22 protein-coding genes are annotated in these 26,231 nt (G+C 71.3%); 2 read left to right on the forward strand and 20 right to left on the reverse strand.

Going from position 1 to position 26,231, the window contains the following annotated elements:
- Window positions 1-69: 69 nt before the first annotated feature.
- From IPJ95_02715 to IPJ95_02785, 15 genes are all read right to left on the reverse strand, one after another.
- Entirely contained in the window at window positions 70-960 is an 891-nt protein-coding gene (locus IPJ95_02715) for a hypothetical protein (GenBank protein ID MBK7922526.1), read from the reverse strand.
- Between the two features lie 3 nt (window positions 961-963).
- A complete protein-coding gene (locus tag IPJ95_02720) occupies window positions 964-2,208 on the reverse strand; it encodes an MFS transporter (GenBank protein MBK7922527.1) in 1,245 nt (414 codons plus the stop codon).
- A complete protein-coding gene (locus IPJ95_02725) occupies window positions 2,201-3,811 on the reverse strand; it encodes a DUF885 domain-containing protein (protein MBK7922528.1) in 1,611 nt (536 codons plus the stop codon). Before IPJ95_02725 ends, IPJ95_02720 begins: the two co-directional genes overlap by 8 nt.
- Before the next feature lie 102 nt (window positions 3,812-3,913).
- The gene (locus IPJ95_02730; protein MBK7922529.1) at window positions 3,914-4,894 is read right to left on the reverse strand and encodes an NTP transferase domain-containing protein; all 981 of its coding nucleotides are present in this window, start codon (window positions 4,892-4,894) and stop codon (window positions 3,914-3,916) included.
- Window positions 4,895-4,899: 5 nt separating this feature from the next.
- Complete coding sequence (locus tag IPJ95_02735) at window positions 4,900-5,250, reverse strand: cupin domain-containing protein (GenBank protein ID MBK7922530.1); 351 nt, start codon at window positions 5,248-5,250, stop codon at window positions 4,900-4,902.
- The gene (locus IPJ95_02740) at window positions 5,250-5,834 is read right to left on the reverse strand and encodes a 4Fe-4S dicluster domain-containing protein (protein ID MBK7922531.1); all 585 of its coding nucleotides are present in this window, start codon (window positions 5,832-5,834) and stop codon (window positions 5,250-5,252) included. The genes IPJ95_02735 and IPJ95_02740 overlap by 1 nt, the downstream gene beginning before the upstream one ends.
- 25 nt (window positions 5,835-5,859) lie before the next feature.
- The gene (locus IPJ95_02745) at window positions 5,860-8,907 is read right to left on the reverse strand and encodes a M1 family metallopeptidase (protein MBK7922532.1); all 3,048 of its coding nucleotides are present in this window, start codon (window positions 8,905-8,907) and stop codon (window positions 5,860-5,862) included.
- A gap of 66 nt (window positions 8,908-8,973) precedes the next feature.
- Window positions 8,974-10,413, reverse strand: coding sequence for an alginate export family protein (locus tag IPJ95_02750; protein MBK7922533.1), 1,440 nt, complete (start codon window positions 10,411-10,413; stop codon window positions 8,974-8,976).
- Between the two features lie 107 nt (window positions 10,414-10,520).
- A complete protein-coding gene (locus tag IPJ95_02755) occupies window positions 10,521-12,041 on the reverse strand; it encodes a serine hydrolase (GenBank protein MBK7922534.1) in 1,521 nt (506 codons plus the stop codon).
- Window positions 12,042-12,166: 125 nt separating this feature from the next.
- Window positions 12,167-12,703 carry an ATP synthase F1 subunit delta gene (gene atpH, locus IPJ95_02760; protein ID MBK7922535.1) on the reverse strand — a complete coding sequence of 179 codons (537 nt, stop codon included), beginning with the start codon at window positions 12,701-12,703 and terminating at the stop codon, window positions 12,167-12,169.
- Window positions 12,700-13,245 (reverse strand): F0F1 ATP synthase subunit B, encoded by a 546-nt coding sequence (gene atpF, locus IPJ95_02765; GenBank protein ID MBK7922536.1) that lies wholly within the window; start codon window positions 13,243-13,245, stop codon window positions 12,700-12,702. Before atpF ends, atpH begins: the two co-directional genes overlap by 4 nt.
- Window positions 13,246-13,263: 18 nt before the next feature.
- Window positions 13,264-13,530, reverse strand: a complete 267-nt coding sequence (atpE, locus tag IPJ95_02770; protein ID MBK7922537.1) for an ATP synthase F0 subunit C — start codon at window positions 13,528-13,530, stop codon at window positions 13,264-13,266.
- A 241-nt stretch (window positions 13,531-13,771) separates the two neighbouring features.
- On the reverse strand, window positions 13,772-14,623 hold the full coding sequence (gene atpB / locus IPJ95_02775; protein ID MBK7922538.1) for a F0F1 ATP synthase subunit A: 852 nt from the start codon (window positions 14,621-14,623) through the stop codon (window positions 13,772-13,774).
- A complete protein-coding gene (locus IPJ95_02780; protein MBK7922539.1) occupies window positions 14,620-14,964 on the reverse strand; it encodes a hypothetical protein in 345 nt (114 codons plus the stop codon). The genes atpB and IPJ95_02780 overlap by 4 nt, the downstream gene beginning before the upstream one ends.
- The gene (locus tag IPJ95_02785) at window positions 14,961-15,227 is read right to left on the reverse strand and encodes an AtpZ/AtpI family protein (GenBank protein ID MBK7922540.1); all 267 of its coding nucleotides are present in this window, start codon (window positions 15,225-15,227) and stop codon (window positions 14,961-14,963) included. Before IPJ95_02785 ends, IPJ95_02780 begins: the two co-directional genes overlap by 4 nt.
- A 209-nt stretch (window positions 15,228-15,436) precedes the next feature.
- Here IPJ95_02785 and IPJ95_02790 point away from each other — a divergent pair, with 209 nt between their 5' ends.
- The gene (locus tag IPJ95_02790; GenBank protein MBK7922541.1) at window positions 15,437-16,444 is read left to right on the forward strand and encodes a MoxR family ATPase; all 1,008 of its coding nucleotides are present in this window, start codon (window positions 15,437-15,439) and stop codon (window positions 16,442-16,444) included.
- A gap of 78 nt (window positions 16,445-16,522) precedes the next feature.
- Here the strand turns inward: IPJ95_02790 and IPJ95_02795 are convergent, their stop codons facing one another.
- Together IPJ95_02795 and IPJ95_02800 are read right to left on the reverse strand one after the other, a co-directional pair.
- Window positions 16,523-17,509 (reverse strand): hypothetical protein, encoded by a 987-nt coding sequence (locus IPJ95_02795; GenBank protein ID MBK7922542.1) that lies wholly within the window; start codon window positions 17,507-17,509, stop codon window positions 16,523-16,525.
- A 138-nt stretch (window positions 17,510-17,647) separates the two neighbouring features.
- A complete protein-coding gene (locus IPJ95_02800; GenBank protein MBK7922543.1) occupies window positions 17,648-18,511 on the reverse strand; it encodes a hypothetical protein in 864 nt (287 codons plus the stop codon).
- Between the two features lie 148 nt (window positions 18,512-18,659).
- Between IPJ95_02800 and IPJ95_02805 the strand changes: the two genes are divergently transcribed.
- Window positions 18,660-21,980, forward strand: a complete 3,321-nt coding sequence (locus tag IPJ95_02805) for an AAA family ATPase (protein ID MBK7922544.1) — start codon at window positions 18,660-18,662, stop codon at window positions 21,978-21,980.
- Here the strand turns inward: IPJ95_02805 and IPJ95_02810 are convergent.
- From IPJ95_02810 to IPJ95_02820, 3 genes are all read right to left on the reverse strand, one after another.
- On the reverse strand, window positions 21,977-22,648 hold the full coding sequence (locus IPJ95_02810) for an HD-GYP domain-containing protein (GenBank protein ID MBK7922545.1): 672 nt from the start codon (window positions 22,646-22,648) through the stop codon (window positions 21,977-21,979). The genes IPJ95_02805 and IPJ95_02810 overlap by 4 nt on opposite strands.
- Before the next feature lie 1,033 nt (window positions 22,649-23,681).
- Window positions 23,682-24,431, reverse strand: coding sequence for a hypothetical protein (locus IPJ95_02815; GenBank protein ID MBK7922546.1), 750 nt, complete (start codon window positions 24,429-24,431; stop codon window positions 23,682-23,684).
- A 29-nt stretch (window positions 24,432-24,460) separates the two neighbouring features.
- Window positions 24,461-26,140, reverse strand: coding sequence for a diguanylate cyclase (locus IPJ95_02820; GenBank protein ID MBK7922547.1), 1,680 nt, complete (start codon window positions 26,138-26,140; stop codon window positions 24,461-24,463).
- Between the last annotated feature and the right edge of the window lie 91 nt (window positions 26,141-26,231).

Raw genomic sequence — 26,231 nt, forward strand, 5'->3', positions numbered from 1 at the left:
AAAAGGGAAGGCAGGGAAAGCCCGCCTCGCCTTCCCGCTTCCCGCTTCCCGCTTCCCGTCAGTTCAACGTCAGGGCAGGACCCCCCGCCACTCCGTCAGCCACTTCCCCGTCCGGCTGATCACCACCGAGCTGTCGTTCCCCAGGAAGTCCAGCTCGGCGTGATTGAGGCGCGGATCGGCGTAGGTGCCGCGGGTCCGGGCCGCGTCCCGGGCGGTGAGCAGCGCCTCGACCGCGGGGCGGGTGCCGATCCACAGTAGCCCGTCGGAGGCGCGGATGCCGATGCGCTTGGGAAGGTCGAAGCTGTCGGGGGCCGAGTAGATGCGGCCGAGCAGCGGGACCAGCGCGGTATCCCGCGAGAACGAGAGCAGCGTCAGGTAGCGGATGCGGAGGTTGCGGTCGCGGGTCTCGAGGAAGCGGCGGGCCACGGTGTCGGCGGCGCCCGCGCCCAGGCGCCCGAAGACCCAGGCGTCGCCGAGGTCGTAGTCGCCGGTCGGGATGCGGGGGAGGAGCGCGGCGAGCACGCGGAGGTCGCCGCCGGCGGCGCGGTCCAGCTCGAGCTCCACCGCGTGGAGGCCCGGGAGCAGGTCGGCGAGGTCCACGTCAGGGCGCGGCGGACGGAGGTCCCCGGCCTCGAGGCGGCGGCGCCAGGCGGCCACGCTGTCGCGGCCGGCGGTCTCGCGCAGCTCCGCGAGGCGGGTGAGGGCCAGCAGGCCGTCGTTCCAGGGGGCGCTCCCCGCGACGGCGCCGCGCAGCAGCGCCCACAGCGGGGCCCCGTCCGTGGCGCCGAGGATCCGGCGCACCGAGTCGGCGGCGGGGGTGCCGTCGCGCAGCGCCTCGTGCAGCTCGGAGTAGAGGGTGCGCGCCGGGTCGCCCACCCGGACCTGCACCTGCGCGGGGAGCGACGCCGTGGCGGCGGCGGCGAGGGTGAACACGAGCCCGGTGCAGCGCATGCGGGACATCCGTCAGGTCTCCTTGGCGGCGGCCAGCCAGCAGAGGGTTGCCACCAGCATACCCCCGGCGGAGGCCCAAAGTGCCATCCCGCCCCCCCAGCCCTGGTAGAGCCCGCCGAAGCAGAGGGCCGCCGGGAGGGCCGCGAGTCCGGTCACGGCGTGGTAGGCCCCGAATCCCCGGCCGGTCCGGCGCGGCGCCAGCCGGGCGATCAGCGCCCGCTCCGCCGACTCGGTGAGCCCCGCCACCAGCCCCAGCGACAGGAACACGGCGATGGCCGCTGCGGGGGAGAGCGTCGCACCGAGCGCGGCGGCGGCGAGCCCGAAGGCCCCCCCGCCCATGGCCACGGTGCCGCGGGGGCCGAGGTGGTCCACCAGCCAGCCCCCGGGGTAGGAACTGAGGCTCCGCACCACGTGCAGGCCGGCCCACACCAGGGGAATGGTGGCCACGGCCACGCCCAGGTCCTGCAGCCGGAGCAGCAGCAGGGTCTCGGGCAGCCGCAGCAGCACCAGCAGCGCGAGCGCCAGGACCGGGGCCCAGAAGGTCCGGCCGGTGGCGTCGGAGTCGCGGTGGCCCACCGGCGCGGCCCTGGAGGACTCCCTCGCCCCCGGGTCGCGCTGGCGCGCTCCCGAAGGGGGCTCGGTCGCGGCTCGGCCCGACGGGGCGGCGCGCAGCACGACCACGAGGATCAGCGCAGCCACCAGCCCCGGGAGGATGCTCCAGCTGAGCACGGTGCGGACCGGCATGGCGTGGCTCACCAGCCACCAGGCGATGAGCGCGCCGGGGATGGAGCCGAAGTGATCCGCGGCGCGGTGGAAACCGAAGGCGCGGCCGCGGAGTCCGGGGGGCGTGGCGTCGGCGATCATCGCGTCGCGGGCCGGGGTACGGAGCCCCTTGCCGACGCGGTCGAGCACCCGGAAGCCCACCACCTGCCAGGCGGCGGAGGCGGCGGCGATGAGCGGGCGCATGAGGACGGCGGAGGCGTAGCCCACCAGGATCAGCGGCTTGCGCCAGCCGGGGCGGTCGGCGAGGCCACCGCTGACCCACTTGGTGGCGGCGGCGGCGAGGTCGGCGGCGCCGTCGAGGGCGGCGAGGGTGCCCGGGCTGCCGCCGAGGGTGCCGACCACGAAGGCGGGGAGGAGCGGATAGACCATCTCGCTGGCAAAGTCATTGAACAGCGAGACCAGGGCGAGGCCCTTGACGGTGGCCGGGATCCCGGCGGCGGGCGGGGGAGGCGCGGTGGCGCCCCGGCTACTCATCGATGCCGAGGCCCATCCCCCACCGGATGAGGCTGACGGGCAGCCCGCCGTACGCGAGCACCGTGTCGTGGAACTCCCGCAGGGGGGCGCCGGGGCCGGCGGCGCCGCGCCAGGCCTCGCGCAGGTGCAGGAACTCGCGCCGGCCCACGGCGTAGCAGAGCTGGTAGGTGGGCCAGGCGCAGTAGCGGCTCACCTCCGCCCGCGCCTTGGCGCGGTCCATCGCCACCCGGTCCACCAGGATGTCGGCCGCCTGCTCGGGCGTCATGCCGCGGGTGTGCAGCCCGACGTCGAGCACGATCCGCACCGCCCGCCACAGCAGGTGCAGCCGCTGGAACAGCCGTTCCTCCACCGACGCGAAGAATCCCTGCTCCGCCATCAGCTCCTCGCAGTAGAGCGCCCACCCCTCGACCGTGACCGGCGTCCAGCTCACCCGGCGCACGTCGGAGGGGGAGTTGCGGGCCACGCTCAGCTGCAGGTGATGCCCGGGCCACGCCTCGTGCACCACGGTGGAGGCGATCTCGTGCAGGGAGCAGCCGGCCGCGGCCGCGGGCTGGCCCGCCGCGGGCGAGGTGACGTAGAAGGTGCCGGTGGGGTAGTCGCCGAAGGCGGCCGGCGGGCTGTACGCCGCGAAGGGCATGAGCGGCCGGAGGAAGGCCGGGGTCTCGATCACCTCGAGCGGCTGCGGCGGCAGGGTGACGAGGTCGCGCGCCTCGAGGAAGTGCCGGGCCCGCTCCACGGTGTCGCGGAAGGCGCCGACCAGGTCGGGGCCCGGCGCGGACTGCACCCGGAGCCGCTCCACCACCGTCTGCCACGGGACCCGCGGGTCGATCTGCGCGGCGAGCGTCCGCACCTCGGCCGCGGCCTCGTCGGCGAGGTGCATGCCGTAGCGATACAGCTCGGGCGCCCCCGCGCGCAGGGCGTGCTCGTGGTGCAGCCGGCGGTTGAACTGGTCCTCGCCGATGGCAAACGAGAGGTCGTCGTGGTGGGCGGCGAGGTCGCCGCCGAGGGCCATGGAGAAGCGGGTGAGGGCGCCCTCCGCCTCGCTCAGCGCGTCGTCGGCGGGGCCGGCCAGCTCGGGGTCGCTGTCGCGCACCGTGCCCGCCACGTCGGCCAGCAGCCGGGGCCCCACGGCGGCGAGCTGGCTCGCCGTCTCCAGGAATACCCGCGGCGGGTCCTTGAGGGTCTCGCGCGCGGCGCGCAGGTAGGCGGGGGTGGCCTTGAGGCGGCCGAGCAGGGCGAGGCCGCGTTCGCGGGTGTGGCCGTTGCGGCGGCGCAGCAGCGACTGGAAGGCGCCGTAGAGGTGGCCGAGCCAGAAGCTCGGGTCGTGGACGTGGGGGCGCTCCCGCTCGAACCGCGCAATGGTGATCCGCACCTCGTCGAGGAAGGCGGTGCGGTCGATCTCCTCCTGCGGATCCTCGACCTCGATCTGCTCCGCCGCCGCCGCGATGGCCTTGAAGGCCACCAGGTGCTCCCGCATCCGGTCCAGGGAGTAGTCGGCCAGGCGGTGGTCGTGCGCGGTGACCCCCTGGCCGCTGGCGGCGGCGGGGTCGAAGTGCCAGCGAAGGTCGAGGTAGCCCTGGAAGAGGTCGGCGGTGGCGCTCATGGATGGGCCTAAGGCTACACCGGAGGGGGCCGTCGGGGAACGGGCCGGGGAGCCGGCCCGGCCTGCGCCGGACCGGCTCCCCGGACGTGCCGCGCGGGCCCCTCAGCTGGCGCCGGTGACCTCGGAATCATCACCGAGCGTGGTGCTCCCCTTGAAGCCACGCACCGCGACGCGGTCGCCGAGCATGGAGTGGCGCAGGGTGCTGTCGAGGATGCTGCCCCGCTCGCCGACGATGGTGTGCTCCAGCCGGCTGTTGACCACCCGGGTGCCGGCCTCGAGGGTCACATTCGGGCCGATGGTGCTGTGCTCGATGGTGACGCCGTCCTGGATGAGCACCGGGTCGTGGATGGTGACGCCGGGGAACTCCCGCCGCCGGGCCGAGCCCTGCCGGAGCAGGATCTCGTTGGTCTCGAGCAGCGTGTCGAGCTTGCCGCAGTCGTACCAGCCGCCCACCTCGGCGGTGAGGATCTTCCGGCCGTGGTCGATCATGTGCTGGAAGGCGTCGGTCAGGTAGAACTCGCCCTTGTTGGCCGGGCTCTGCAGCACGTGGTCGATCCCCTGCCACAGCGCGGCGGTGTCCTTGATGTAGTAGAGCCCGATGTTGGCCAGCTTGGAGATCGGGGTGGAGGGCTTCTCGACGATCTTCGTCATGAAGCCGTCCCCGTCGGTCACCACCACGCCGAAGCGCTGGTAGTCCTCGACCTCCTTGGCCCAGATGATCCCGTCGGCGGTGGTGCGGTTGATCAGCGTGAGGTCGGCCTCGAAGACCGTGTCGACGAAGATGATCAGCACCGGCTCCTTCACGTAGGGCCGCGCCAGGTTGATGGCCCCGGCGGTGCCGTCCTGGACCCGCTGCTCGATGAACCGGCTGGGGTACTTGTAGTGGGCGCGGGCGTACTGCTCCACCTGCTCCTTGAGGTGGCCCGTGATATAGATGATCTCGGAGACGGACAGGCCCGCGAGCTTGTCCATCACCCAGTCCATCACCGGCCGCCCCGCCACCTTGAGCATGGGCTTGGGCACCAGGTGGGTGTGCGGGCGGAGGCGGGTCCCCTTGCCGGCCAGGGGGATGATCACCTGCATCGTCGTCAGCTCCTTCCGTAGCGGTCCTGGAGGCGGACCAGGTCGTCCAGCTCTGGGCTGGAGGCTTCGAGCACGTCGGTGTCCACCACGGCTTCGATCTGGTGGATCAGGGTGGGCGGGATGTGCACCGACTCGCCGGCCTTGAAGGGCCGCGCGAGGAGAGTGTCCCCCGGCTGGGTGCGCAGGATCAGTTCGCCGGAGAGGACGTGCATGGTCTCGTCCTTCCGGTTGTGGTACTGCAGGCTCAGGACGTGCCCGGCCTTCACGTGGAGGATCTTGCCCACGTACTTGTCGGTGCGGGCCCAGACCAGTTCATAGCCCCACGGCTTGTCCACGCGGTACGGCACCTCGGCCATCAGCCCTCCAGGGGGTGCAGCAGGAATGAGGACGGTCGGGTGATGCAGGCGCGGACGCAGACCCCGCACCCCACGCAACCCTCCGCCTTGAGCACCGGGTGCCCATCGGCATCGATGGCCAGGGCGCGCTCCCCGACCGGGCAGGCGTCGGCGCAGGCGCGGCAGGGCGTCCCGGCAAAGGTCACGCAGCGCTCCGGGACCAGTTCCAGCGCCGCCAGACGATACCCAGCCCACCCCTGCGGCGGCAGGGTCAGGGCGTCGGTGGGGCAGGCCGCCACGCAGGGCATGGTCTCGCAGACGGTGCAGGCCTGCAGCTCGGGATCGATGTAGGGCGTCCCCGCCCCGAACCCGGAGGAGGCCGGCACCTTCCGCAGCGCGAACGGCGGGCAGGCGCTGATGCACTCGCCGCAGCGGGTGCAGGCGGCCAGGAACGCCATCTCCGGCAGTGCCCCGGGCGGCCGCAGGTGCCGTTCCGGCGACACCCTCCGCTCCGCCTTCTCCACGACATCCTCCAGCCACTTGCCGAAGGTGCCGCGGAAGAGCGCGCGGCGGTCGGAGAAGTCCGGCAGGCCGGGGATCAGCACGGGCCGCCGAGCCGCCGAGCCACGATCAGAACGCCGGCGTGAAGCTGAAGGTCCACCGGAAGCCCGCCTTGTCCGATCCCGGGTGGGTGTCCTGCGCCAGCGCGGGACGGTTGACCAGCAGCGGCAGGTCGACCCGGGTGGTGAACCGGGTCTGGCCGATGCGATGGTCGATCCGCAGCCCGATGCCCGCGTCGGCCAGCAGCCGGTCCGCGGCCCGGTCATCGAAGGTGTGGCCGGCATCGCCGAAGAGCGCAATTCCCACGCGGTTGAACAGGTGCCCGCCGCGCCGTAGCAGCACGGTGCGCTCCAGCTCGAGGTTCACCGCCACCAGCCCGTCGGCGGAGAGCCGCGGGTCGAAGCCCCGCAGGTTGCCGCCACCGGGGGCGTGGTAGTTCACGTCGGGACGCACCAGCAGCGCGCCGTCGGAGCGCAGGAAGGGGTTGCCGAAGCGCTCCAGCGGATCGGCACCCGCGACGTAGACCTGCCGCTGCTTCACGGCCGAGGCGCCGCTGGTGCTCACCCCGCCGAAGAGCCGGAACCCGAAGCTCCAGCGCGCCGGCCGGCCGGGCGCCGCCGCGCCGAGGGCCCGGCGGGCCTCCAGCTCCAGGGTGCCACGGCCGTAGACGGGATCGAGGTCGGTCCGCCCGGTGGCGGCGGCGAGCCCGTCCGGGTTGTAGGCCAGGCCGCCGGCCACCCCGAAGCGGCTGGCGAGGTTCCAGCCGTTCACCTGGTCGGTGACGCCCGCGGCCAGCCCGAGCTCCACCGTCCCGGCATCGTCGTAGTACCCGGGCTCCAGGTAGCGGGCGTCGTCGGGCACGTGCCAGGTGAGCGAGGCGCCCATGGTGTGGGTGGGCCCGAAGCTCAGGTGCGGCCGGCGGGTCTGCTCCACCGCCAGCCGGGCGCCGTAGCGGCCCTCGACGTTGTAGCCCTCGAGGGTCTGCGACAGCCCGGGGGCGCGCAGCGCCGTGGGGTTGCGCATCCGGATCAGGAAGTCGGAGTCCTTCACGTCGCGATCGGACTCCCAGCCGGTGCCGTAGCTGAACATCGAGAGGTTCTGCTCGAACCGCCCGAAGTAGTCCTCCCGGGTCCGGAGGCCGAGGGTGATGCCGGCCGCGTCGTTGTACCAGGCCACCGGCATGGTGCCTTCGGTGCGCCGGTCGCGGGCGGTGCGCTGGCTGAACCCGGTGTCGAGGTACCGCTCCCGCTTCGGCTCCCGGGTCACGATGCCGAGAAAGCCCTTGCGCCAGGTGTTGTTGAGCATGTTCCAGTCGCCGGTGCGGACCCGCGGATCGAGCCGCACCTCGCGCGGCTTGGAGCGGGTCTGCACCGTGACCCACTCGGCGGCGGCGAGCCCGTCGGTGCGGACCATCGCGGTGTCGGACGCGCCGAACACCCAGACCTCGACCGGGATCCTGCCGTCGGCCTTGCGCAGCACTTCGACCCTCGTCTCCCAGCCGGACGCCCCGGCGGCTCCCGGGCTCGACGCCTCGATCTTCACCCGGCCGACGGCGTAGTCCACCAGCTCCGTCCCATGCAGCCCCTGCCCGAAGAACGTGCCGAGGTCCATGCCGCTCACCTCCTCGGCCACGGCGCGGAAGGCCGCCTCGTCCACGTGCTTGAGCTTCCAGCGGTCGTAGAAGGTGCGCAGGATGCGGAGCATCGCGGCGTCGCCCACCACGTAGCGCAGGCGGTGGAAGAACATCTCCCCCCGGCTGTAGATGCTGATGCCGTAGCTGGTGAAGTCGCGGTACTTGTCACTCACCAGGCTGGCCGGTTCGGACATGCCGTCGAGGTCGAGGCCGGTGAGGAAGGCGTCGTCGGCCGGGTCCTCGTCGGTGCCCCCCTGCTGGGTGGCGCTGAACAGCGAGGTCTGGAAGCTGGTGAAGCCCTCGTCGAGCCACCCCTCGCGCCACTCGTTGTTGGCCAGGATGCCCATGGTGTAGTTGTGGCCCAGCTCGTGGACGATGAGCCCCTGCCCCGCCGAGCCGTCCATGATCATCATGGGGAACTCGGTGCCGCCCCCCTCGATGCGGTGCACGTTGGTGATCTGCGGCCAGGCAAAGGGCCCGAAGATGTGGTCGAGCCACTGCAGCGCCTTCACCGTGCGCTGGGTGGCCACCCCGCGGCCCCAGCTGGCGGTGTCGCCCGGCTGGTACAGCACGTGGACCGCCACCGGCCCGAAGGCCGCGCCCTCGTACTTGTACGCGGGATTGAGGCTGGCGGCCCAGTGATGGACGTCCTCGGCGTACCACACCACCCGCTTGCGGCCCATCACCAGCGCCACGTCGCGCGGCGGCCCGTCCACGGCGCGCACGCACTCGGTGCCCACCGCGGTGTATCGCGGGGCGTTGGGGTAATGATCGCGCTGGTACTGGATGGGCCGGTCAGGGACCTGGTTGGCCGACTCCCAGCCCGGGTCGCCGCAGATGGGCACCCCGGTGGCGCCGATCACCTGGTCGCGGGCCAGGTCGAGCTCCACCAGGTAGGTGGCGAACTCCCCGTAGAACTCCCCGCCCGGATACAGCGGCTGCTCGTTCCACCCGTGCCTGTCGTAGACCACCACCTTGGGATACGACTGGGCAAAGTCGAAGGCCCGGCCCCGGCGGCCCTGGCGGCGCGGCGTGGTCGAGGGGCGGGCGTCGAAGTCGAGGTCCACCACCATCGAGTCGCCGGGCGCCAGCGGCCGCGGCAGCGTGAACCGCGCGATGGTGCTGTCCGGCGCAAAGGGGAACACCGGCGTCACCGCCTGCCCCATCATCCGGACGTTGCGGACGTGGGCAAAGGCGAAGTCGGGGTCCGTGAGGTCGTTGAACCGGCGCCGCCGTTCCACCGAGTCAGCGTCCGCCCACCGGGAGCCGGGACGGAAGGCGTTGAGGTGCAGGTGGAAGGCAAAGGTGGTGAGGGTGTCGGGTGACCGGTTGATGTAGGTCACCTGCTGCTGGCCGCCGAGCACGCCGCTGGCCTCATCGAGGCGGGCGCGGATCTCGTAGCGGACGCCCTGCTGCCAGTAGGGGGCATGCGGGGCGGCGGCGGGAAGCTGCACCGCCGCGAGGAAGAGGGTGGCAATGATCATGGCTGAATGATACCGACGGCCCACCGGACTGCCCAGATCCGGGGGCCGCAGGGCGAGACGCTCAAGTCATGGGCGGCGGAAGGTGACCTCCACATACGCCAGGGTGGCGGCGTCGCCGGCGTAGGTCCCGCGCACCACCGCGCCCCCGAAGGCGTGGCCCACGTAGCCGTAGAGGCTCCACCAGGGCCGCACCGCATAGTCCACCGAGAGGTCGGCCAGGGTGGCGAGGTCCTGGTGGCCACCGCTGGGGCGGCCGCCGAACCCGAAGGACCCCCGCCGCTGGAACGCGCCCGAGCCGCCATACCAGAGGTCGCCGGCCTCGGCCAGGCGGATCCGGTGCACGTCGGTGCGCAGGGTGAGCCGCCCCGGCACCGGACGGAGCACCAGCTGCGCGAAGAGGTCCTCGGTGTTCATCAGGTTGAAGAACGGGAACTGCGCGAACGGCCGCACGGTGGTCATGGCCTGGAAGAAGGTCCGGTGGGTGCCGTCGTTCGGGTCGTCATCGCCGGAGGAGCGGTTGTAGCCCACCCGGAGCCACGGCTTCCACGGCGCCCGGGAGAACTGGTAGCCGCCCTCGGCGGCCACGGCCCAGGCGCGGTGGTCGAGCGCGCCCCAGTTGCCGGCCTGGTAGACGCCCCACAGCGTCGCGTCCCACTCGCCCCGGCCCAGGGGACCGTGGCGCAGGTAGTGGCCGCCGATCATCGGGATGGAGAGGCCGGCGCTGTCGGCGCTGCGCACCGGGGCGGGCCGGTTGTCGACCATGACCACCGAATCGGCGGGGGAGCGCCGGTCGGCGTAGTACATCGCGAAGAGCCGCGCCTCCGCCTTCCCGCCAAGCCGCGCGGGCTTCACGGTCAGGGTGGCGGCGGCGATGTCCACCTCGGACATGTCCTGGCCACCGTTGAGTTCGAAGCCCCCCTGCCGCGGATGGGCCGCGAAGAGGGTCAGGTTGGCGCCCGTGCCGTCGAGCGCCGCCGCGCCGCCGTCGAAGGTGCGCTGCACGTGGCTGAAGCCGAAGTTGGCGATCAGGCGCCCCGCCACCCGGCTGCGCCGCAGCCACTCGAGCGTCGGGTCGGGGGTCGGCGCCTCCGTCCCGTCCATGTAGTCGAAGCGGCCCGCCCGCAGGTAGGTGGCCCCGCGGCCCGGGCGCTTGAGGGTTAGGAACGCCTGGTTGACGAAGATCCGGCTGTCGTTCGACTTGGCGTGCGGGGTGAAGTGGGAAGCGCCGCCCCCCATCTCGCCGATGGGCGCCGGACCGCGGGCATCCTCGGGGAGGCCAAGCAGCGTGGTGTGCTGCAGTTCGAGTGTGGCGTCAAACCAGCGCCGGGTGTCGAAGCGCAGCCCCCCCTTGAGAAGTGCGGCGCCGTAGCCGTAGCTGTTGGCGCCGGGGACGGTGGGCGCCGCACTGCCGGGGTCGAACCAGCTCCAGCCTTCGTAGCGAACGCGCGCGGAACCGGAGGCCTGCAGTGCGGAACCACGGGACTGCTGGGCTGTGAGGGAGGTCACCAGGCACGCCAGGACAGCGAGCGCGGGCCAGATCGTTCGACGTAACGTCATTGCACATCCGCGGGAGGGGTCCGCCCCCCCAACGCTGCAATATCCGGTCCCCCGCCTCAGGGATCGCGGCGGAACCCCTCCAGGCCGTAGTCGGGCACCTGCAGCTCGGCCACCGTGCCGTCCCCGCCGAGTCCGAACACCACCCTGGGCGGCGGGTCGCGGCCATCCCCCAGCCGGGCCAGGAAGGTGTCGTAGTGGAGGTGCTCCATCGGCCCGGCGAGCTCGCTCGAGACCCCCATGCGGAAGGTGAGCGCCTCGCCCGCGAGGGTGATCACGATGTCACCCCAGAGCGGGTGGACGTACCGGCCCGCGTAGGCCGCCAGCGGCAGCGAGGGCCGGGTGTCCGGCACGCGCCCCGCCGCCGGGTCGGGCGGCGCGCCCCGGCGCGCGGTGTACAGCGCCAGCAGCTCGGTGCTCCAGTCCCGCGCCGGGCCGCCGATGGCCAGGTCGAAGACCCGGAGCATCAGGGCATGGCGGAACTCCGCGTGGTCCAGGTTGCCGAGCACCACCACCCCGGTGTGCCGCCCCGGCAGCAGCCCGACCAGCGCGGTGCGCCCCGCGAGGCTCCCCGTGTGGAACGCGACGAACTCGCCCCGGTAGTCCTGCTCGAACCAGCCGAGGCCGTAGGTGCGCCAGTGCGGCCGGGTAAGCGCGGCGGTGGGGTAGTACTGCTCCGGCGGGATGATCGCGTGCGGCGCGAGGAGGGTCGCGAAGCTCCGCTCGCTCAGCAGCTGCCGCCCGCCGGCGGTGCGCCCCCCCGCCAGGAGAAAGCGGACCCAGGTCGCCATGTCCGCGGCGGTGGACCACACCGCGCCGGCGCTCCCCACCACGTCCACGTCATCCTCGCCGATCACCCGGATGGTGTCGCGGATGCGGTAGTGCGGCGCCGAGCGGTCGGGATCGGCCGTGGCCCGCATGGCGGCCAGGCTGGCGTAGCTCCGGGTCATCCCGAGCGGGTTGAAGAGGCGGCGGCGGAGGAACTCCTCGTAGCGCATCCCCGAGGCCCGGGCGATCACCTCGCCCGCCAACCCGTACATCAGGTTCTGGTAGACGAAGCCGCCCCGGAGCGGGTAGGCGGGCGCGAGCAGGCGGAGCCGGCGGAAGATCTCGCCCCGGGGCACATCGCCGCGGGACCAGAGCAGGTCGGCGTTGCCGAGGCCGGCGTTGTGGGTGAGCAGGTCGATGACGCGGAGCGAGGAGGTCACGTACGGCTCCGGCATCTGGAACTCCGGCACCCAGCGGGTGACCGGATCGTCCCAGGCCAGGGTGCCGTCGTCCACCAGCTGCGCCAGCGCCACGGCGGTCATGGCCTTGGTGGTGGACATGATGCCGTAGAGGGTGTGGGGCCCCACCGCCCCCGGCTGCCCCAGCTCGCGGACGCCGTAGCCGCGGAGGAACACCACCGAGTCGTTGCGCACCACCGCCACCGCCAGCCCGGGAATGGCCCAGTCGGCGGTGCCGTGGCGGATGTAGGCGTCGAGGTCGGCGGCCCAGGGGTCGGCGGCGGGCGCCTGGGCGCGGAGGCCGCCGGCCATGCCCAGGGCAAGGAGCAGCAGCGGGGTGACACGACGTGGCATGGCGGGTTCCGTGGGAGAGGCGCCTAGATGTGCCCGCCGGCGGCGCCTGTGTCAAGCAGGGTGGGCCATGCGCCACGGGCCCACCCGTGAAGGATGGGCCCGTGGATACCGCGATGCTGTCGCGCCTAGCGGGCCAGCAGCGCCCGCCGGAGCAACGTCATCCGGCGCTTGACCGAGCCGTCGAACACCCGGTCGCCGACCCGGACCACGACCCCGCCCAGGATCGACGGGTCCTCGGTGAACCGGGGCAGCACCTGCTTGCCCACCACCTCGGTGAGCCGCGCGGCGATGGTCTTCCGCAGCGCCTCATCGGCCGGCCGCGCCACGGTGACCGCCGCCCGGACGCGGTTGAGCTTGAGGTCCACCAGGTCGAGGTAGGCCTGCGCCATCTCCTGGAACAACCCCTGGCGGCCGCGGCGGACCACCGCGCCGAGGAAGAGCACGAAGTCGCGGGGCGCGTCCGGCAGCGCCCCGGCGAGGATCGCGGTCTTCTGCGGCTTGGTGACCCGCGGCGACATCAGCACCGCCTGCACCGTCGGCGCGGCGGCGATCCCGCCCGCCACGGCGTCGAGCAGGTCGGCGTACAGCGCCGTGCGCCCGCTCTTCTCGCCCAGGTCGAACAGCACCTCGGCGTAGTTGCGGGCGATGGTCTCGTGCCTCACGTGGCCTTCTCCAGGCTGGCGAGGTAGCCCTCGACCAGCGACCGGTCGGACGCGCCGTCGAGCTTCTGGCCGATGAGCCGGCCCGCCGCCGCCAGCGAGAGGTCCACCGCCTCGCGGCGGAGGTCCGTCAGCGCCTTGTCCCGCTCGGCCGCGATGTCGCGGCGGGCCCGCTCGAGCAGTTCCTCCTGCTCGTGCCGGGTCTTGTCGATCGCCGTCGCCCGCTCCTTCTCGGCCGCGGACTTGGCCTCGGCCATCATGGCCTGCGCCTGGGTCCGGGACTCGGCGAGCAGCCGCCGGTTCTCGTCGAGCAGCGCCTTCGCTTCCGTGTTGGCCTTCGCGGCCTCGTCCAGCTGGCGGGCGATGGTGCGCTCCCGCTCCTCCGTGGCCTTGAGGATCGCCGGGAAGGCGAACTTCTTCAGCAGGAACAGGAGGACGACGAAGACCACCCAGGTCCAGATGACGAGCCCGGAGTTGACGGCGAAGGGTGACGGCGCGCCGCCCTCCCCGCCCTCCGAGACCAGCGTCAGCAGCATGGTGATCATGGAGCCCGCGCTTTCGGGTTACTTGATGAGCTTGAAGAGCAGCGCGAACACCAGGGCGATGATCGTCGCGCCCTCGAGCAGCACCGCGATCAGCAGGCCCGCGCCGCGGATGTCGCCGGCCGCCTCGGGCTGGCGGGCGATCGACTCGGCCACCTGGCCGCCGATCCGGCCCAGGCCCAGGCCGGCGCCGATCACGGCGAGACCGATGGCGAGGCCGGCGCCGAGCAGGCCATAACCGGCGCCAGCGGCCGGCGCGACTTCCTGGAGCAGAGCGAGCATGGTCAGCATGTCATTCCCCTGAGTGAATCCGTGGGAGATTGCGTGGGTGGGCGCCCGGATGGCGCCGCTGCATCCACCGGCGGGTGCCCAGGTCTCCCGGCCCGGGTCCGCACCGCGATCCGCCAGCGCCCCGAAGGGCAGCGGATATCGCCCCGCCATTCGGCCGGGCTACCGGGACCCCGCGGCCGGATGCCGCCCTCGGGCTCCCACTGCCATACCACTGTACCGCTGTACCGCCCTACCGCCCTTAGTGCTCGTGCTGCATCAGCCCGATGAACACCGAGCTGAGCAGCGCGAACACGTACGCCTGCAGCAGCGCCACGATCAGCTCCAGCAGCATGATGCCCACCACCAGCCCCGCGGTGGCGAGGCCGATGCCGTAGCTCCACATGCCCAGGTGGCCGAACAGGAACACGATGCCGAACAGCGACAGGATCACGAAGTGGCCGGCGGTCATGTTGCCGAAGAGCCGGACCGCGAGCGCGAAGGGCTTGACGATCTTGCCGAGCAGCTCGATGGGCGCCATGAAGATGGACAGCGCCACCGCGCCCGGGCCGTGCATGCCGGGAAAGTGGGGGAAGATCGTCGCCATGTAGGCCTTGGGGCCCACCTTGAGGAAGCCGGCGATCTCCACCGTCAGGAACACGATGATGGCCAGCCCGCCGGTCACCGAGAGGTTGCCGGTGGCCGCGCTGCCCCAGGGGAGCAGGCCGAGCAGGTTGCAGTAGAGGATGAAGAAGAACAGCGTGATGATGAGCGGGGCGAACTTCGCGCCGTCGTGCCCGATGTTGGCGATGGCGATGTCGTTGCGGACCCAGAGCACCAGGCCTTCCATCGCGCCGGCGAAGCCCTTGGGCGCCTCGCCCGCCCGGGTGCGGGCCACGCCGCGCGCGGCCACCCACATCGAGACGAAGACCAGCACCGCCGCCAGCAGCATGAAGATCAGGTGCTTGGTGGGCGACAGCGACGCCGACACCGGGTACTGCAGGTGGCAGCCCGGGATGTGCCACTCGAACAGCGGGTAGGCGTCGATCACGCACGCGTCCGCCGTGTGGTGCAGCACCATCTCGCCGACGTTGACCGCTTCCTGGAGCATCATCGGATGAACCTGACCTCGAGAAAGAGCAGGGGAATGAGGACCCCGACGTAACCCAGCCCGGCCGCCAGCGGGAGGAACCGCTCCCGGTCCCACGCCGCGAGCACCGCGAACAGCACCACCCCGCCGAGGCGGAGCATCATCCCGATGCCGAATCCCTTGAAGAACTCGGCCGTCCCCGCGGCGGCGAAGCCGCGGCGGAGCGCCCGCACCGCCACCAGCTCGATGGCGATCGCCACCCCGCCCATCACCGCGGCCGGCAGCAGCGCTGCGCGGCCCAGCCAGGTCACGAGCGCGGCCGTGACCAGGGCGGTGAGCAGCAGCCCGGCGGCCAGCACCTTCACGGAGCCGGTGGCTCCGTGGGAGGACGGTGCCGGGCCCGGAACCCGTCCTCGTCCTGCCGCACCTTGAGGAACACCCACAGGAAGGCCAGCCCCGCGCCCACGAGCGTCCCGAGGATCGTGAGGAAGGGCATCGTGCCCAGCACCCGGTCGAGCAGGTAGCCCGCCCCAGCCCACAAGATGACGCTGAAGGCGAAGGTGTAGCCGAGGGTGTCGTACTTCCACGCCTGGCCCAGCTCCTGGCCGACCGGCTTTTTCGGCCCCATAAGCCGGGGAAAAGTACCCGCTTGTGAAATATTTCGCAAACTCGGCGGCTCGGCAGACCAGAGGTCCCGCCCTACCGCCCTACCGCCCTACCGCCTCGTCCCGGGCCGGAACGTTCGACGCATTTGCCGCTCCCGGCGAAACCCGCTAACCTCTTGCCCGTACTCGGGAGCGCTCCCGGTTTCCCGCCTCTCGTCCCAACCCGGACCCCATGACCGCCACCCAGCCCCAATCGGACGTCGAGCAGCTGGCCCACCTGGCCCGCGCGGTGGAGCACCTCCGGGGCCAGGTGGCGCGCCGGATCGTGGGTCAGCAGGAGGCCGTGGACGGCATCCTGACGGCCATTCTGGCCGGGGGACACGCGCTGCTCATCGGGGTCCCGGGGCTGGCCAAGACGCTGATGGTCTCCACGGTGGCCGAGGCGCTGCACCTGTCGTTCAACCGGGTGCAGTTCACCCCGGACCTGATGCCCTCCGACATCACCGGCACCGAGATCATCGAGGAGGACCTGAGCACCGGCAAGCGGGTGTTCCGGTTCGTGCAGGGGCCGATCTTCGCCAACGTGGTGCTGGCCGACGAGATCAACCGGACCCCGCCCAAGACCCAGGCCGCTCTGCTGCAGGCCATGCAGGAGCACGAGGTCACCGCGGGTGGGCAGACCTACCACCTCCCCGAGCCGTTCTTCGTGCTGGCCACCCAGAACCCGATCGAGCAGGAAGGCACCTACCCGCTCCCCGAGGCCCAGCTCGACCGCTTCATGCTCGAGCTGCGGGTGGGCTACCCCACCCGGAGCGAGGAGGAGGCCATCGTGGAGCAGACCACCGGCGCCCGGGTGGCGCGGCTGGAGCCGGTGCTCGACGCGACCCAGGTGCGGGCGGCGCAGGAGCTGGTGCGGCGGATCCCGGTCTCGAAGCAGCTGGTGCGGGCGGCGGTGGCGCTCACCCGGCTCACCCGCCCCGCCGACGGGGAGGCGCCGGCCCTGGTCAGGGAGTACGTGGAGTGGGGGGCGGGGCCCCGCGCCTCGCAGTACCTGGTGCTGGGCGCCAAGGCCCGCGCGGCGATCGCCGGGCGCCCCATGGCCGACCTGGACGACGTGCGGGCGGTGGCGCTCCCGGTGCTGCGGCACCGGGTGGTGACCAACTTCGCCGCCGAGGCGGCGGGGCGGACCAACGACGACGTGGTGCGGGAGCTGGTGGCCGGGAGCGGCTGGACCGCCTGAGCGGCGGCGCGGAGTGGGGAAACAACGAACGGCCCGGGCGGATGCCCGGGCCGTTCGGCCATCAGGACCGGACGCCGCTCAGGTGGCGTTGGTATCGAAGGTGTTCACCGTCTCCTGGCCGCAGCCCGGGCCGTAGTCCACGGTGAAGCCGATGTTGTTGCGCCCGTTGATCGCGGCGCGCACCTGCCCGCCGTCGAGCTCGGGATCGGTGTCGCAGGACTCGTTGTAGTGCAGCGGCGTCGGGGTGGAGACCGTGAAGCTCCAGTCGCCGTCGGCCTGGCCGAAGTTGCCGGACCAGCTGTAGTCGCCGGTGATGTCGAAGGTGCCGCTCTGCAGCTCGCCCTGGCCGGGGTCGAGGCTGCCGGTGTCGGGCAGGAAGGTCACGCCCCAGGCGTAGTCGGCGCGGAGCACCGGGTTGCCGTTCACCCGCCAGCGGGCGATGAAGTTCTGGTTGGCGGTGGCGTTGGCCGCGGTGACCGTGGCGTCGTAGCCGCCGTCGAACTCATAGCCGGCGCTGGTCGAGTCGCTGTAGAAGAGCACCCGGAAGTTGGCGTAGTCCACCGCGAAGCCCCACAGGGTGGAGCCGCCGTCGGTGTCCTGCAGCCTGAAGGCGCCGGTCACGGCGAAGCCGTTGCCCAGGGAGTCCTGGTAGGCGCAGTCGCCGGGGCCGAAGGTCAGCGTGACGTTGTTGATGATGCCGTCGAGGTCGGAATCGGTAGTGTCGCCGGAGACCACCGGCAGGCACTCGGCGTCGGGGGCGGCAAAGGCGGCGAACTGGGCCTGGTACTGGCTGGGCAGGCTGCGCCCGATGATGCGGGCCACCCGGTTGCCCGGGGCGCCGGGGGCAAAGAGCCCGCTGCCCAGGCCGCCGCTGGAGGCGTTGAGGGTGGTCAGGTCGCTGGCGATATCGGCGATCTGGCCGGCCGCCTCCTGCCCCACCACCGCCGCCTGGGCGGGATCGATCGTGTCATTCCCCTTGGGACCGCTGCTGTCGCCGCAGGCGGCGACCGCCGTGACGGTGGCCAGACCCATGGCAAAACGCCGAAGCCCGTGCATGCCCTTCATGGCTGCTCCTCCTCAACGTGGAAACCGTTCGCGGCCCGAAACTGCCTGCCAGACCACAAGATAGACCCCGGGATCGGGTCGGCGCCGTCAGCGGCGCCACAGCCCCGATGTGACCCAGCGCATGATCCTGAGCGGGATTCAGGCCCCGGGGGTCCAGCTCCGGCTGGGGGGGGCGCCGCAGGCGGTCCAGGTGAGGGTGAGCACCCCGGCCTGGCCGCGGACGGTGCCGGTCAGGGTCACCTTCCCGGCCTTGATCCGCTGGGGAGTATCGGTGCAGTCGGCGTCGTAATTGAGGGGCTGCGGGGTGGCCACCGCCAGCGACCACTGCTCGGTGCTCCGCTCCCAATCCAGCGAGCCGGCGATGGTGAGGCTGCCGTCGGGGAGCGGCTGGCCCACCTGGACGGTGCCGGCGTTGCTGGCGGTGAAGCTGGTGGTGGTGGCCAGGGTGACCGTGGCGGCCACCCGGTTGGGCCGTTCCCGGACGATCTCGATGTCCACCGCCAGGCTGGCGGCACTGCTCGAGCCCAGCCGGCTCCGGGTGCCGTTGCGGGTGGCGGTGTAGCTCAGCGTGCCGGCGGTATCGGTGTAGGTCCAGGCCAGGTCGGTCAGGGTCAGGTCGTAGGCGGTCGCGTTGCCGCCGCTGGGGTCCTGGACCCGCAGGGCGCCGGTCACGCCGTAGTCGCCGCCGCCCAGGCCGGTGACGCTGCAGGGCGGGTTGAGGAAGGTATAGGTGGCATCGTTGGGGATGCCGTCACCGTCGCCGTCGGCGGTGGACGAGGCGGCGGGGCAGCCGGCCGGGGTGCCGAAGGCGGGGGGGACGCCCGGGGTGGCGAGGGTCAGGGCGCTGGCGGCGGACTGGACCTCGTCGTCCACGGCCAGCCGCAGCTCCAGCGACTGGCTGCTGGTGGGTCCGGCGCCGCCAACGGTGCCGGTGATGTTGGTGCAGGCGCCGAGGCCGGCGAGGAGGAGGGTGGGGAGGACCCACGGGGCTGGCCGCGACATCCATGACGCTCCGGTGTGAGGGCGCCCGCAATCTAGCCGCCTCCCCTTGCGGCCCGGCACGGGGGCGGAAGAATAGGACGGGACGCCCGCCCGGCCGGCCGGGGGGGCGGTTGACGATCGGTTGATACCCGCGGCATACCGACCATCCATGCCTGCACGCTTCTTCTTCCGTTGTCTTGGCTCCCCGGAGCTCCGCGGCCCCGGGGGGGAGGCGGTGCGCTTCCGGGTCCGGAAGCACCTCGCGCTGCTCTCGTTCCTGGCCGCGGAGCCGCGGGAGCCCCATCGCCGGGACCGGCTGGTGGACCTGCTCTGGCCCGACGCCCGGCCGGCGGAGGGCCGTCACAGCCTGGCCACGGCGCTTTCAGTCCTCCGGGCGCGGTTCGGGCCACGGACCTTCGAGACCACCCGCGACACCATCCGGCTGCTCGCCCCCGACCTCGAGGTGGACCTGGACCGCCTGGCGCGGGGGGACGTCCTGGGGGACGACCAGCGGCCGCCGCTCGAGGTGGCCGGGTTCCTGGAGGGGTTCGAGATCACCCGGGCGCCGGAGTTCATGTTCTGGCGCGACGGCATGCGGGCGCGCTGGCTCCCGCCCATCCGCGATGCACTGGTGGTGCTGCTCGATCGCTGCCGCCGCACCGGCGACTTCGCGGCCATCGAGCCGCACGCCGACCGGCTGCTGGCCCTCGACCCGCTGGCCGAGGACGCGGTGCGCGCCAAGATGGAGGCGCGGGCCTTTGCCGGGGACCGGGTCTCGGCGCTGCGGATCTTCCGGACGTGGCGGGACCAGCTGGCGGAGGAGCTCGACGCCGCGCCCTCGCCGCTGGTCGAGGGGATGGCGCTGCGGCTGCGGCAACGCGGGTACACCCCCGCCGGCTCGGTGCAGCTGCCGCCGGTGGCCACCGAGCAGTGGCGGGACCATGCGTTCGTGGGGCGGACGCACCAGTACCGGGTGCTGTACGAACGCTGGGAGTCCACCCGCGACGGCGCCGGCCGGCACGGCCTGGTGCTCGGCGACTCCGGGCTGGGCAAGACCACCCTGCTGGAGCGGCTCACCATGGCCACCGGGCTCGAGGGAGCGGTGTCGGCCCGGGTGCAGTGCTACGAGATGGAGCAGCAGATCCCCTACGCTGCGGTGGGAGGCCTGGTGCGGGTGCTGCTGGAGCGGCCGGGGGCGGGCGGGACCAGCCCGGAGTGGCTGGCGGAGCTGGCCCGGATGATCCCCACGGTGGCGCTGCGCTACCGCAACCTGCCGCCGCCCCGCGACACCGCGGGGGAGAGCGCCCGGCTGCGGTTCACCGAGGCGGTGCACGAGCTGATCACCGCCGTGGCGGAGGAGCACCCCCTGGTGCTGGTGGTGGATGACGTGCACCTGGCCGACGACGCCAGCATCGCGGTGCTGCACCTGCTGATGCGCCGCACCCAGGAGCAGCGGGTGACCCTGCTGCTCGCGGCGCGGGAGAGCGAGCTGCAGGGGGCGCCGAGCGCGCGGCGGCTGCTCGAGGTGATGGAGCCGCTGGCGCTGGTCCCGGTGCGGCTGGAGCCGCTCACCCCGGAGGAGATGGGGGTGGTGATCGACGCCCTGGCGGCGGGCGCCGGGCGGGAGCTGCCGGCGGCGGCGCGGGTGGCGCTGCTGCAGGCGGCGGCCGGCGTTCCGATGCTGGCGGAGCTCCTGTTCGACGACTGGCGGCAGCACGGGGAGCAGTGCCTGGCCCTCGCCGTGGGGGCGATGACCGAGGACCCCGCGCGGGCCCCCGACCATACGACGGCGTACGAGCAGCTCTTTGCCCGGGTGCTGCGCGACCTCTCGCCGACCGCCCGCTCGGCGCTCCACCTGGCGGCGATCCTGGGCGACCGGCTCAACGACCTGTCGATGTACGATATCGTGGACCTCTCCCTGGCCGACACTCTCCGGGGGATGGCGGAGCTCACCAGCACGCGGATCCTGCGGGACGGCGGGAAGGGGGTCGAGTTCCGGAACGAGCTGCTGCGACGGTACACCTATCTCGAGGTGCCCTCACCGGTGCGGCGGGCGGTCCATGGGCGGATCGCCGACCGGCTGCTGGCGGCGGAGGGGCGCGGGGAGCCGGTGCCGGGGCTGATGCTGGCGTGGCACTGCTACCGGGCGGGGCGGGCGGCAGAGGCCGAGCCCTACCTGCTGCGCGGGGCCCAGGAGACCCTGGCCAAAGGGGCGCCGGTGGAGGCGGAGCTGGCACTCGGCAGCGCGCTGCCGTCGCTCAGTGCACGGCACCGGGTGCCGGCGCAGCTGGCGCTGGTGCAAGCGCTGCAGGAGCAGGGGCGGTGGGAGGAGTCGCTGCAGAGTCTGCCCTCAGGTAGCTCTGACCACCTCAGCGGAATGGAGCGAGCCCTTCAGCTTGCGGGGAGAGCGCGTCTCTGCGCTGAGAGCCGCCTAGCAGAGGACCTAGTCGGTCACGTCCTCGACTCCCTTGTAGAGTCGACCGACGACACTGAGAGGGTTCCGTTACTATCAGCAGCCTACTCCTTGGCGTTCTCAGTTCAGCGCCAGAATACGCTGACAGAAATCCTCGCCATCACTTCTGACTACTCATCTGGCCAGAGGCTATTCGAGCTCAGAGTGGCAGCGGCACGACTCCTCGCTATCGTTGCGTACAGAAAGCGCGTACTGAGCCAGTTTCCGGACCTACAAGAGATCCTCACTACCTTAAGTTCGGAGGCGCAATCCAGAGGGGTTGAGTCGAGCGCCATCGCTGCACTCAGCAACACGCTTGGGGCGCTAGCAGTTGGGAAGGGGGAGTACCATACCGCGATTGTATGCATGAAGGAGAGCAATAGACTATACGGCAAACTCGGCGACCATCTCTCTGCATGCGTCACCTGCCAAAACCTAGCGATGTCCTACGGTAGGCTTGGGCAATACAAGCTCGCGCTTGACTGGAGCACCCGTGGCGTAGCACTTGGACAAGCACATCGGGGCGCCTGGCAGCTTGAGCTAGCCTCGCTCTGGAGGGCATGGGCGCTTGCGATGCTCGGATTGACACGTGAGGCCACTCAGCAGGTCCAAGGGTTGAGGCATACCTGGCAGAACCACGAGATCAGTTGGGTCCGCCAGCGCCAAGGGCTGTTCACGGCCGATCTTTGTCTACTGACAGGGGCAAGGTCGGAGGCCGACGCCCTCGCTTCTGAAGTAGCGGAGGACATTGGGGTTCGTCCACTATCTTCGGGTGAGGTGGGCAGGTCCGCGCGCTGGACATACCGCCTGCGGGCGTCCCTCGGGGTCCGCGAAACTCTCTCGCGTTTGGAAGATGTGGCCTACAACGGAGGGGAACTCGAACTACTGGACCAAGCTGAGGTGTTTGGGTCTTTAGCGCTTTGCCGAGAGGAACTCGGATTCAATTCTGCGGACCAGCGAGAGCAGCTTTCGCTTGCCTTAGCTCGGCTCCCGGAGCCTGTAACTATACAGCTTGGAAGGCTAGAAGCGCTTCGCTAGAACGCCCGAATCCTCGGCCAACTGGGTCGGCCGCGGAGCAGGCCGCCGGGCGCCGCCTGTACGCGCTTGGAGCCGCTGTCGATCGTGGGGTCGGCGGGTCGACTGGAGGCAGCCGACACCTCGGCCATGACCCGGCGGACGGTGACCGAGTTGACCACCAGGTCGACCAGCCGCGGGTCGAACTGGGTGCCCCGGTACTTCTGCAGCTCCGCCACCACCGCGTCGATGGGCAGCCGCTTGCGGTAGGGGCGGTCGGTGGTCATGGCGTCGGTGGTGTCCGAGATCATGATGATCCGGGCCCCCAGCGGGATGGACTCGCCGGCCAGGCCATCGGGGTAGCCGCCGCCGTCCCAGCGCTCGTGGTGGCTCCGCACCGCGTCCTGCACCGTGCCCCGGAACGACGAGATGATCCCCACCAGGTCGGCGCTCTTGACCGGGTGGGTCTGCAGCAGGGCGGTCTCCTCGGGCGTGAGCTTGGAATCCTTCCGCAGCAGCGGGGCGAACTCCTCGTGGATCTTGCCCACGTCGTGCATCACGGCGGCGGTGTAGACCTGCTCCACCTCCTCCGCGGACATCTTGGCTTCCTGGGCGATGGCCTTGGCCAGGGTGGCCACGCGCACCGAGTGACCTGAGGTGTACGGGTCTCGCGCTTCGATGGCCTTGACCATCAGATCTAGCAGTTCTCGGCCGGAGTTTTGGAGCTTTCGATAGAGCCCGTAGATATGCCGGATCACCAGAATCGGCACCAACGCCCCGACTAGCCCGAGCGCCCCCATTCCAGTGCGCTCATCCGCTTGGACATACAAGTATCCAACAACCAGAGCAAGAAAGCTCGCGCCGAGGTCGTAGCCGATGACCCCACGACAAGTCAGCGTCCAGACTTCGCTGAATCGACGCCCGGAACTAATTGCGACCACCATGCTGACGAGCGTCGTGTTGACGGCGAAATAGGTGCTGGCAAAGAGGGTGAAGTAGAGAAGGCCAAGTTGCAACTGGGCTCCGATCGACGGAGCGCCTGAACGAAAATCAATCAGCGGTACTGGGGCACCAAGGAAATAGACAACGAGCACACCGCCCGCAACAGCAATCATCCTCTGCGAAGTGTTGAATACCGCCTTGATGAGCGGCTTCCTTTGATGAACTTCGCTTAGCACGGTGCAAGCCCGGCGACCAGCGCGCCCCAAAACGGACCGAAAACCGCCCCTGCCGCCAGGTGGATTACGAACGAAGTGGACCCCTTAGTCTCCAACCGAAGATCGTCGCCAGTAGTTTCGAGCAGGACTGCAGAAATGGCAAAGCTCACGATCGCCCACATCCCAGGATAACCCGCGGGCACACGCCAAGCTTCGAGCAGCAGTAGGACTGCTGCTAGAGCGACAAGTGCGACGATCAGGTTGACCCTAAGCCTCATTGGGCGATTCCTAACTAGAACATGGCGGCAGCCCTGACCAGGCAACCTGGACTAGTTCCAGGTTAGTCCTTCAGACGCAGTGAAAACCTTCACCGCGGCCCGCGCGACAAACGCCGCGACCAGAGCATATACAGCGTGCATGAGCGTCTCCTTGTCGAGTACCAAAAGAACCCTCGGAAGGAGCCAAGCCTCGCTATGGCATGGCCGACGCTCCGCTCATCAATTGTTCCGCTAGCCTCCGCTACTGCAACCAACACCGAGACCAGGGCTGCCGCCGTTTTTCCCTTTCGTTATGTCGGTCGCCGGGCCTCGGCCCAGCGATTGGTGGCGTCGAGGACGGCAAACACCGCCGCCCGCTCCGCGCTTTCCTTGATTTCCGCGGTGCCGATCAGGAGCACGGCCTCGCGGCCGCCCAGCCCCTGCACCGCCACCAGGACGAACTGCCGGTCGAAGGCATCGACCATCTTGGCGCCCTCGAGCGCCACCGAGTGGTCGGAAAGCAGCTGGTCGAGGACGTGCACCGCCGCGCGGGCGGCCGCCTCCACCTTGCTGCGCGGGGTGTCGGAGGATTCCTCCTCCGCGCTGCCGGTGGTGCCGCCGAACGAGAGCGACACGGTCAGGCTCACCCGGTGGGGCCGCTTGCCCGGCGCCACGAAGAGCGACTCGAACAGCGCCGCGCGCTTCATGGCGCGGTCGCGGGCCACGCCCTTCTCCACCACCTCGATGGGGCGCACCTCGGCGGTCTGGGCGATGCTGATCTTGCGGTGATCCACCTTGAGGCCCAGCTGCGCCAGCAGGGCGGACTCGATGTTCCGCACCAGCTGCTTGGGCTGCAGCCCGGCGTTGGCGAGGATGTGCACCTCGCTCACCTCGCCGAGGGGCGTGGTGACCACGCGGGCGGAGAGCACGCCCTCGAGGCTGGTGAGCAGGTTCTCCGCCCGGCGGACGCCCCAGGGATCGGGGGCGTTCTCGAACGTGCCCCCGGCGCGCGCGTCGCGCGGGGGCTGATCGGGCTGCCGCAGGGGGGAAGGTCCGGTCACGTCGGTCTACTCCTCATGGGCGGGGGCCGTCATGCGACGGCGTTCCGCCCCAGGGACTTTGCCTGATAGAGCGCCCGGTCGGCCTGCACCAGGAGGTCACCTTCATGCGGGCGGCCCACGTCGTACTCGGCCACCCCGATACTCGCCGTCACGTGCCCCACCGGGTACCCCAGCCGGCGCCCCACGCCCTCGATGCCGGCGCGGATGGCCTCGGCCACGCGGTTGGCGCCCTCGAGGTCGGTCCGGGTGAGGATCACCACGAACTCGTCGCCCCCGTACCGCGCCGCCAAGTCTGAAGCGCGGATGGCGTGCCGGATCTCGGCCGCCACCGCCTTGAGCACCTGGTTCCCCGCCTCGTGCCCGAACTGGTCGTTCACCTGCTTGAAGTAGTCCAGGTCGATGAACAGCAGCGCGAACCCCTCGAGGCTCCGCTTGCTGCGCTCGATCTCGTACGTCAGCCGGTCGTGCAGCACCCGGTAGGCGGAGAGCCCGGTGAGCGCGTCGACCGCGCTGTCGCGCTCGGCCTCCTCCACCCGCCGCGCCTGGTGCGGCGGGCACTGCCGCAGGCTGGCCCGCCCCATGGCGGCCGCGTGCGCAAACAGCTCGCAGCTGGCGAAGCCGCAGGCCCGGCAGTCCCAGGCCTTGCCGTTGGGACCGGGCCCGATGGCCTCGAGCAGCTCCTCGACCCGCGTCGGGTCGGCCTGCTGCAGCCGCGGCTCGATCTGGAAGGTGGCCCCGTAGCTCGCCACCACCGACTGGTCCACCACCGCCGAGCGGCTCCGGGGCGGCTCCGTGCTCGCCACCAGCGAGCGGCGCCAGAACAGCTCCTCCCGCGGGCCCGAGAGCGGGTGGTCGAGCCACCCCTCGTGCGACAGCACGTCCACGAAGCCCAGGTCCATCCGGTCCACCGACACCGCGCGGGCCAGCGCCCGCAGCTCCGAGAGCCCCCGCACCTTCCGGAAGCGCTTGCTGGTGTGCGGCACCTCCTCGAGCAGGGCGATGGGCAGCCCGCCCGCCGTGGAGAGGTGCCGCCGCCGCTCACTCGGCACCCGCACGAAGTAGTCCGGCTGCGACTGCGGGTTCACCCCGCGCAGCTTGAGCAGCTGGTCCAGGTCCTTGAAGGTGATCGCCGCGTCCAGCTCCGGACGCCCCGCCGGCGGACACACCGCCGCGAAGACGATCTCCAGCCGCTCCCCCAGCTGCGCCCGCAGGTACCGCGCTTCGGCCACCGCCGGGATGGTCACCGGGGCCAGGTACGGCACCAGCTCCGGGAACTCCCGCCGGATGGTGTCGACCACCACCGGGTCGGTGGAGCGGATCAGCGTGCCCCAGCTCGAGTCCTGCCACAGCTTGAGATACTCCTGCGCCACCAGCTCATCGCCGACCACGCCGCGGTTCACCATCCGGAACCCGGCCGCGTAGCAGGCGTTCACCACCTGCTCCGGCGTGGCGGGATAGAAGTGCGCCGCCGCCTCGGGGGAGAGGATCAGCACCCCGCCGCCCCGCGCCGCCACCGCCATCGCCCGCCCCAGCTCCCCGGTGACTTCGATCGCGTCGTGCGGGCAGGCCGGCACGCAGAGGCCGCAGCGAATGCACGAGCCTTCCTCGATACGAACGAGGGGCTCCTGCACCTCGACGGCTCCTGTCGGGCAGACACGGACACACGCCAGGCATGCGACGCATGCACCTGGATCGATCGAAAAGATCACTGGAGAAGACCCTGGGTCGTTGGGGGTACTGGGTCTCGCTGCCAATATGTGACCCGGCTCCGGGCGTGTCAAGGATGCCTAGACCGGGAAA

The sequence above is a fragment of the Gemmatimonadota bacterium genome (assembly GCA_016713785.1).
GTDB lineage: Bacteria > Gemmatimonadota > Gemmatimonadetes > Gemmatimonadales > GWC2-71-9 > JADJOM01.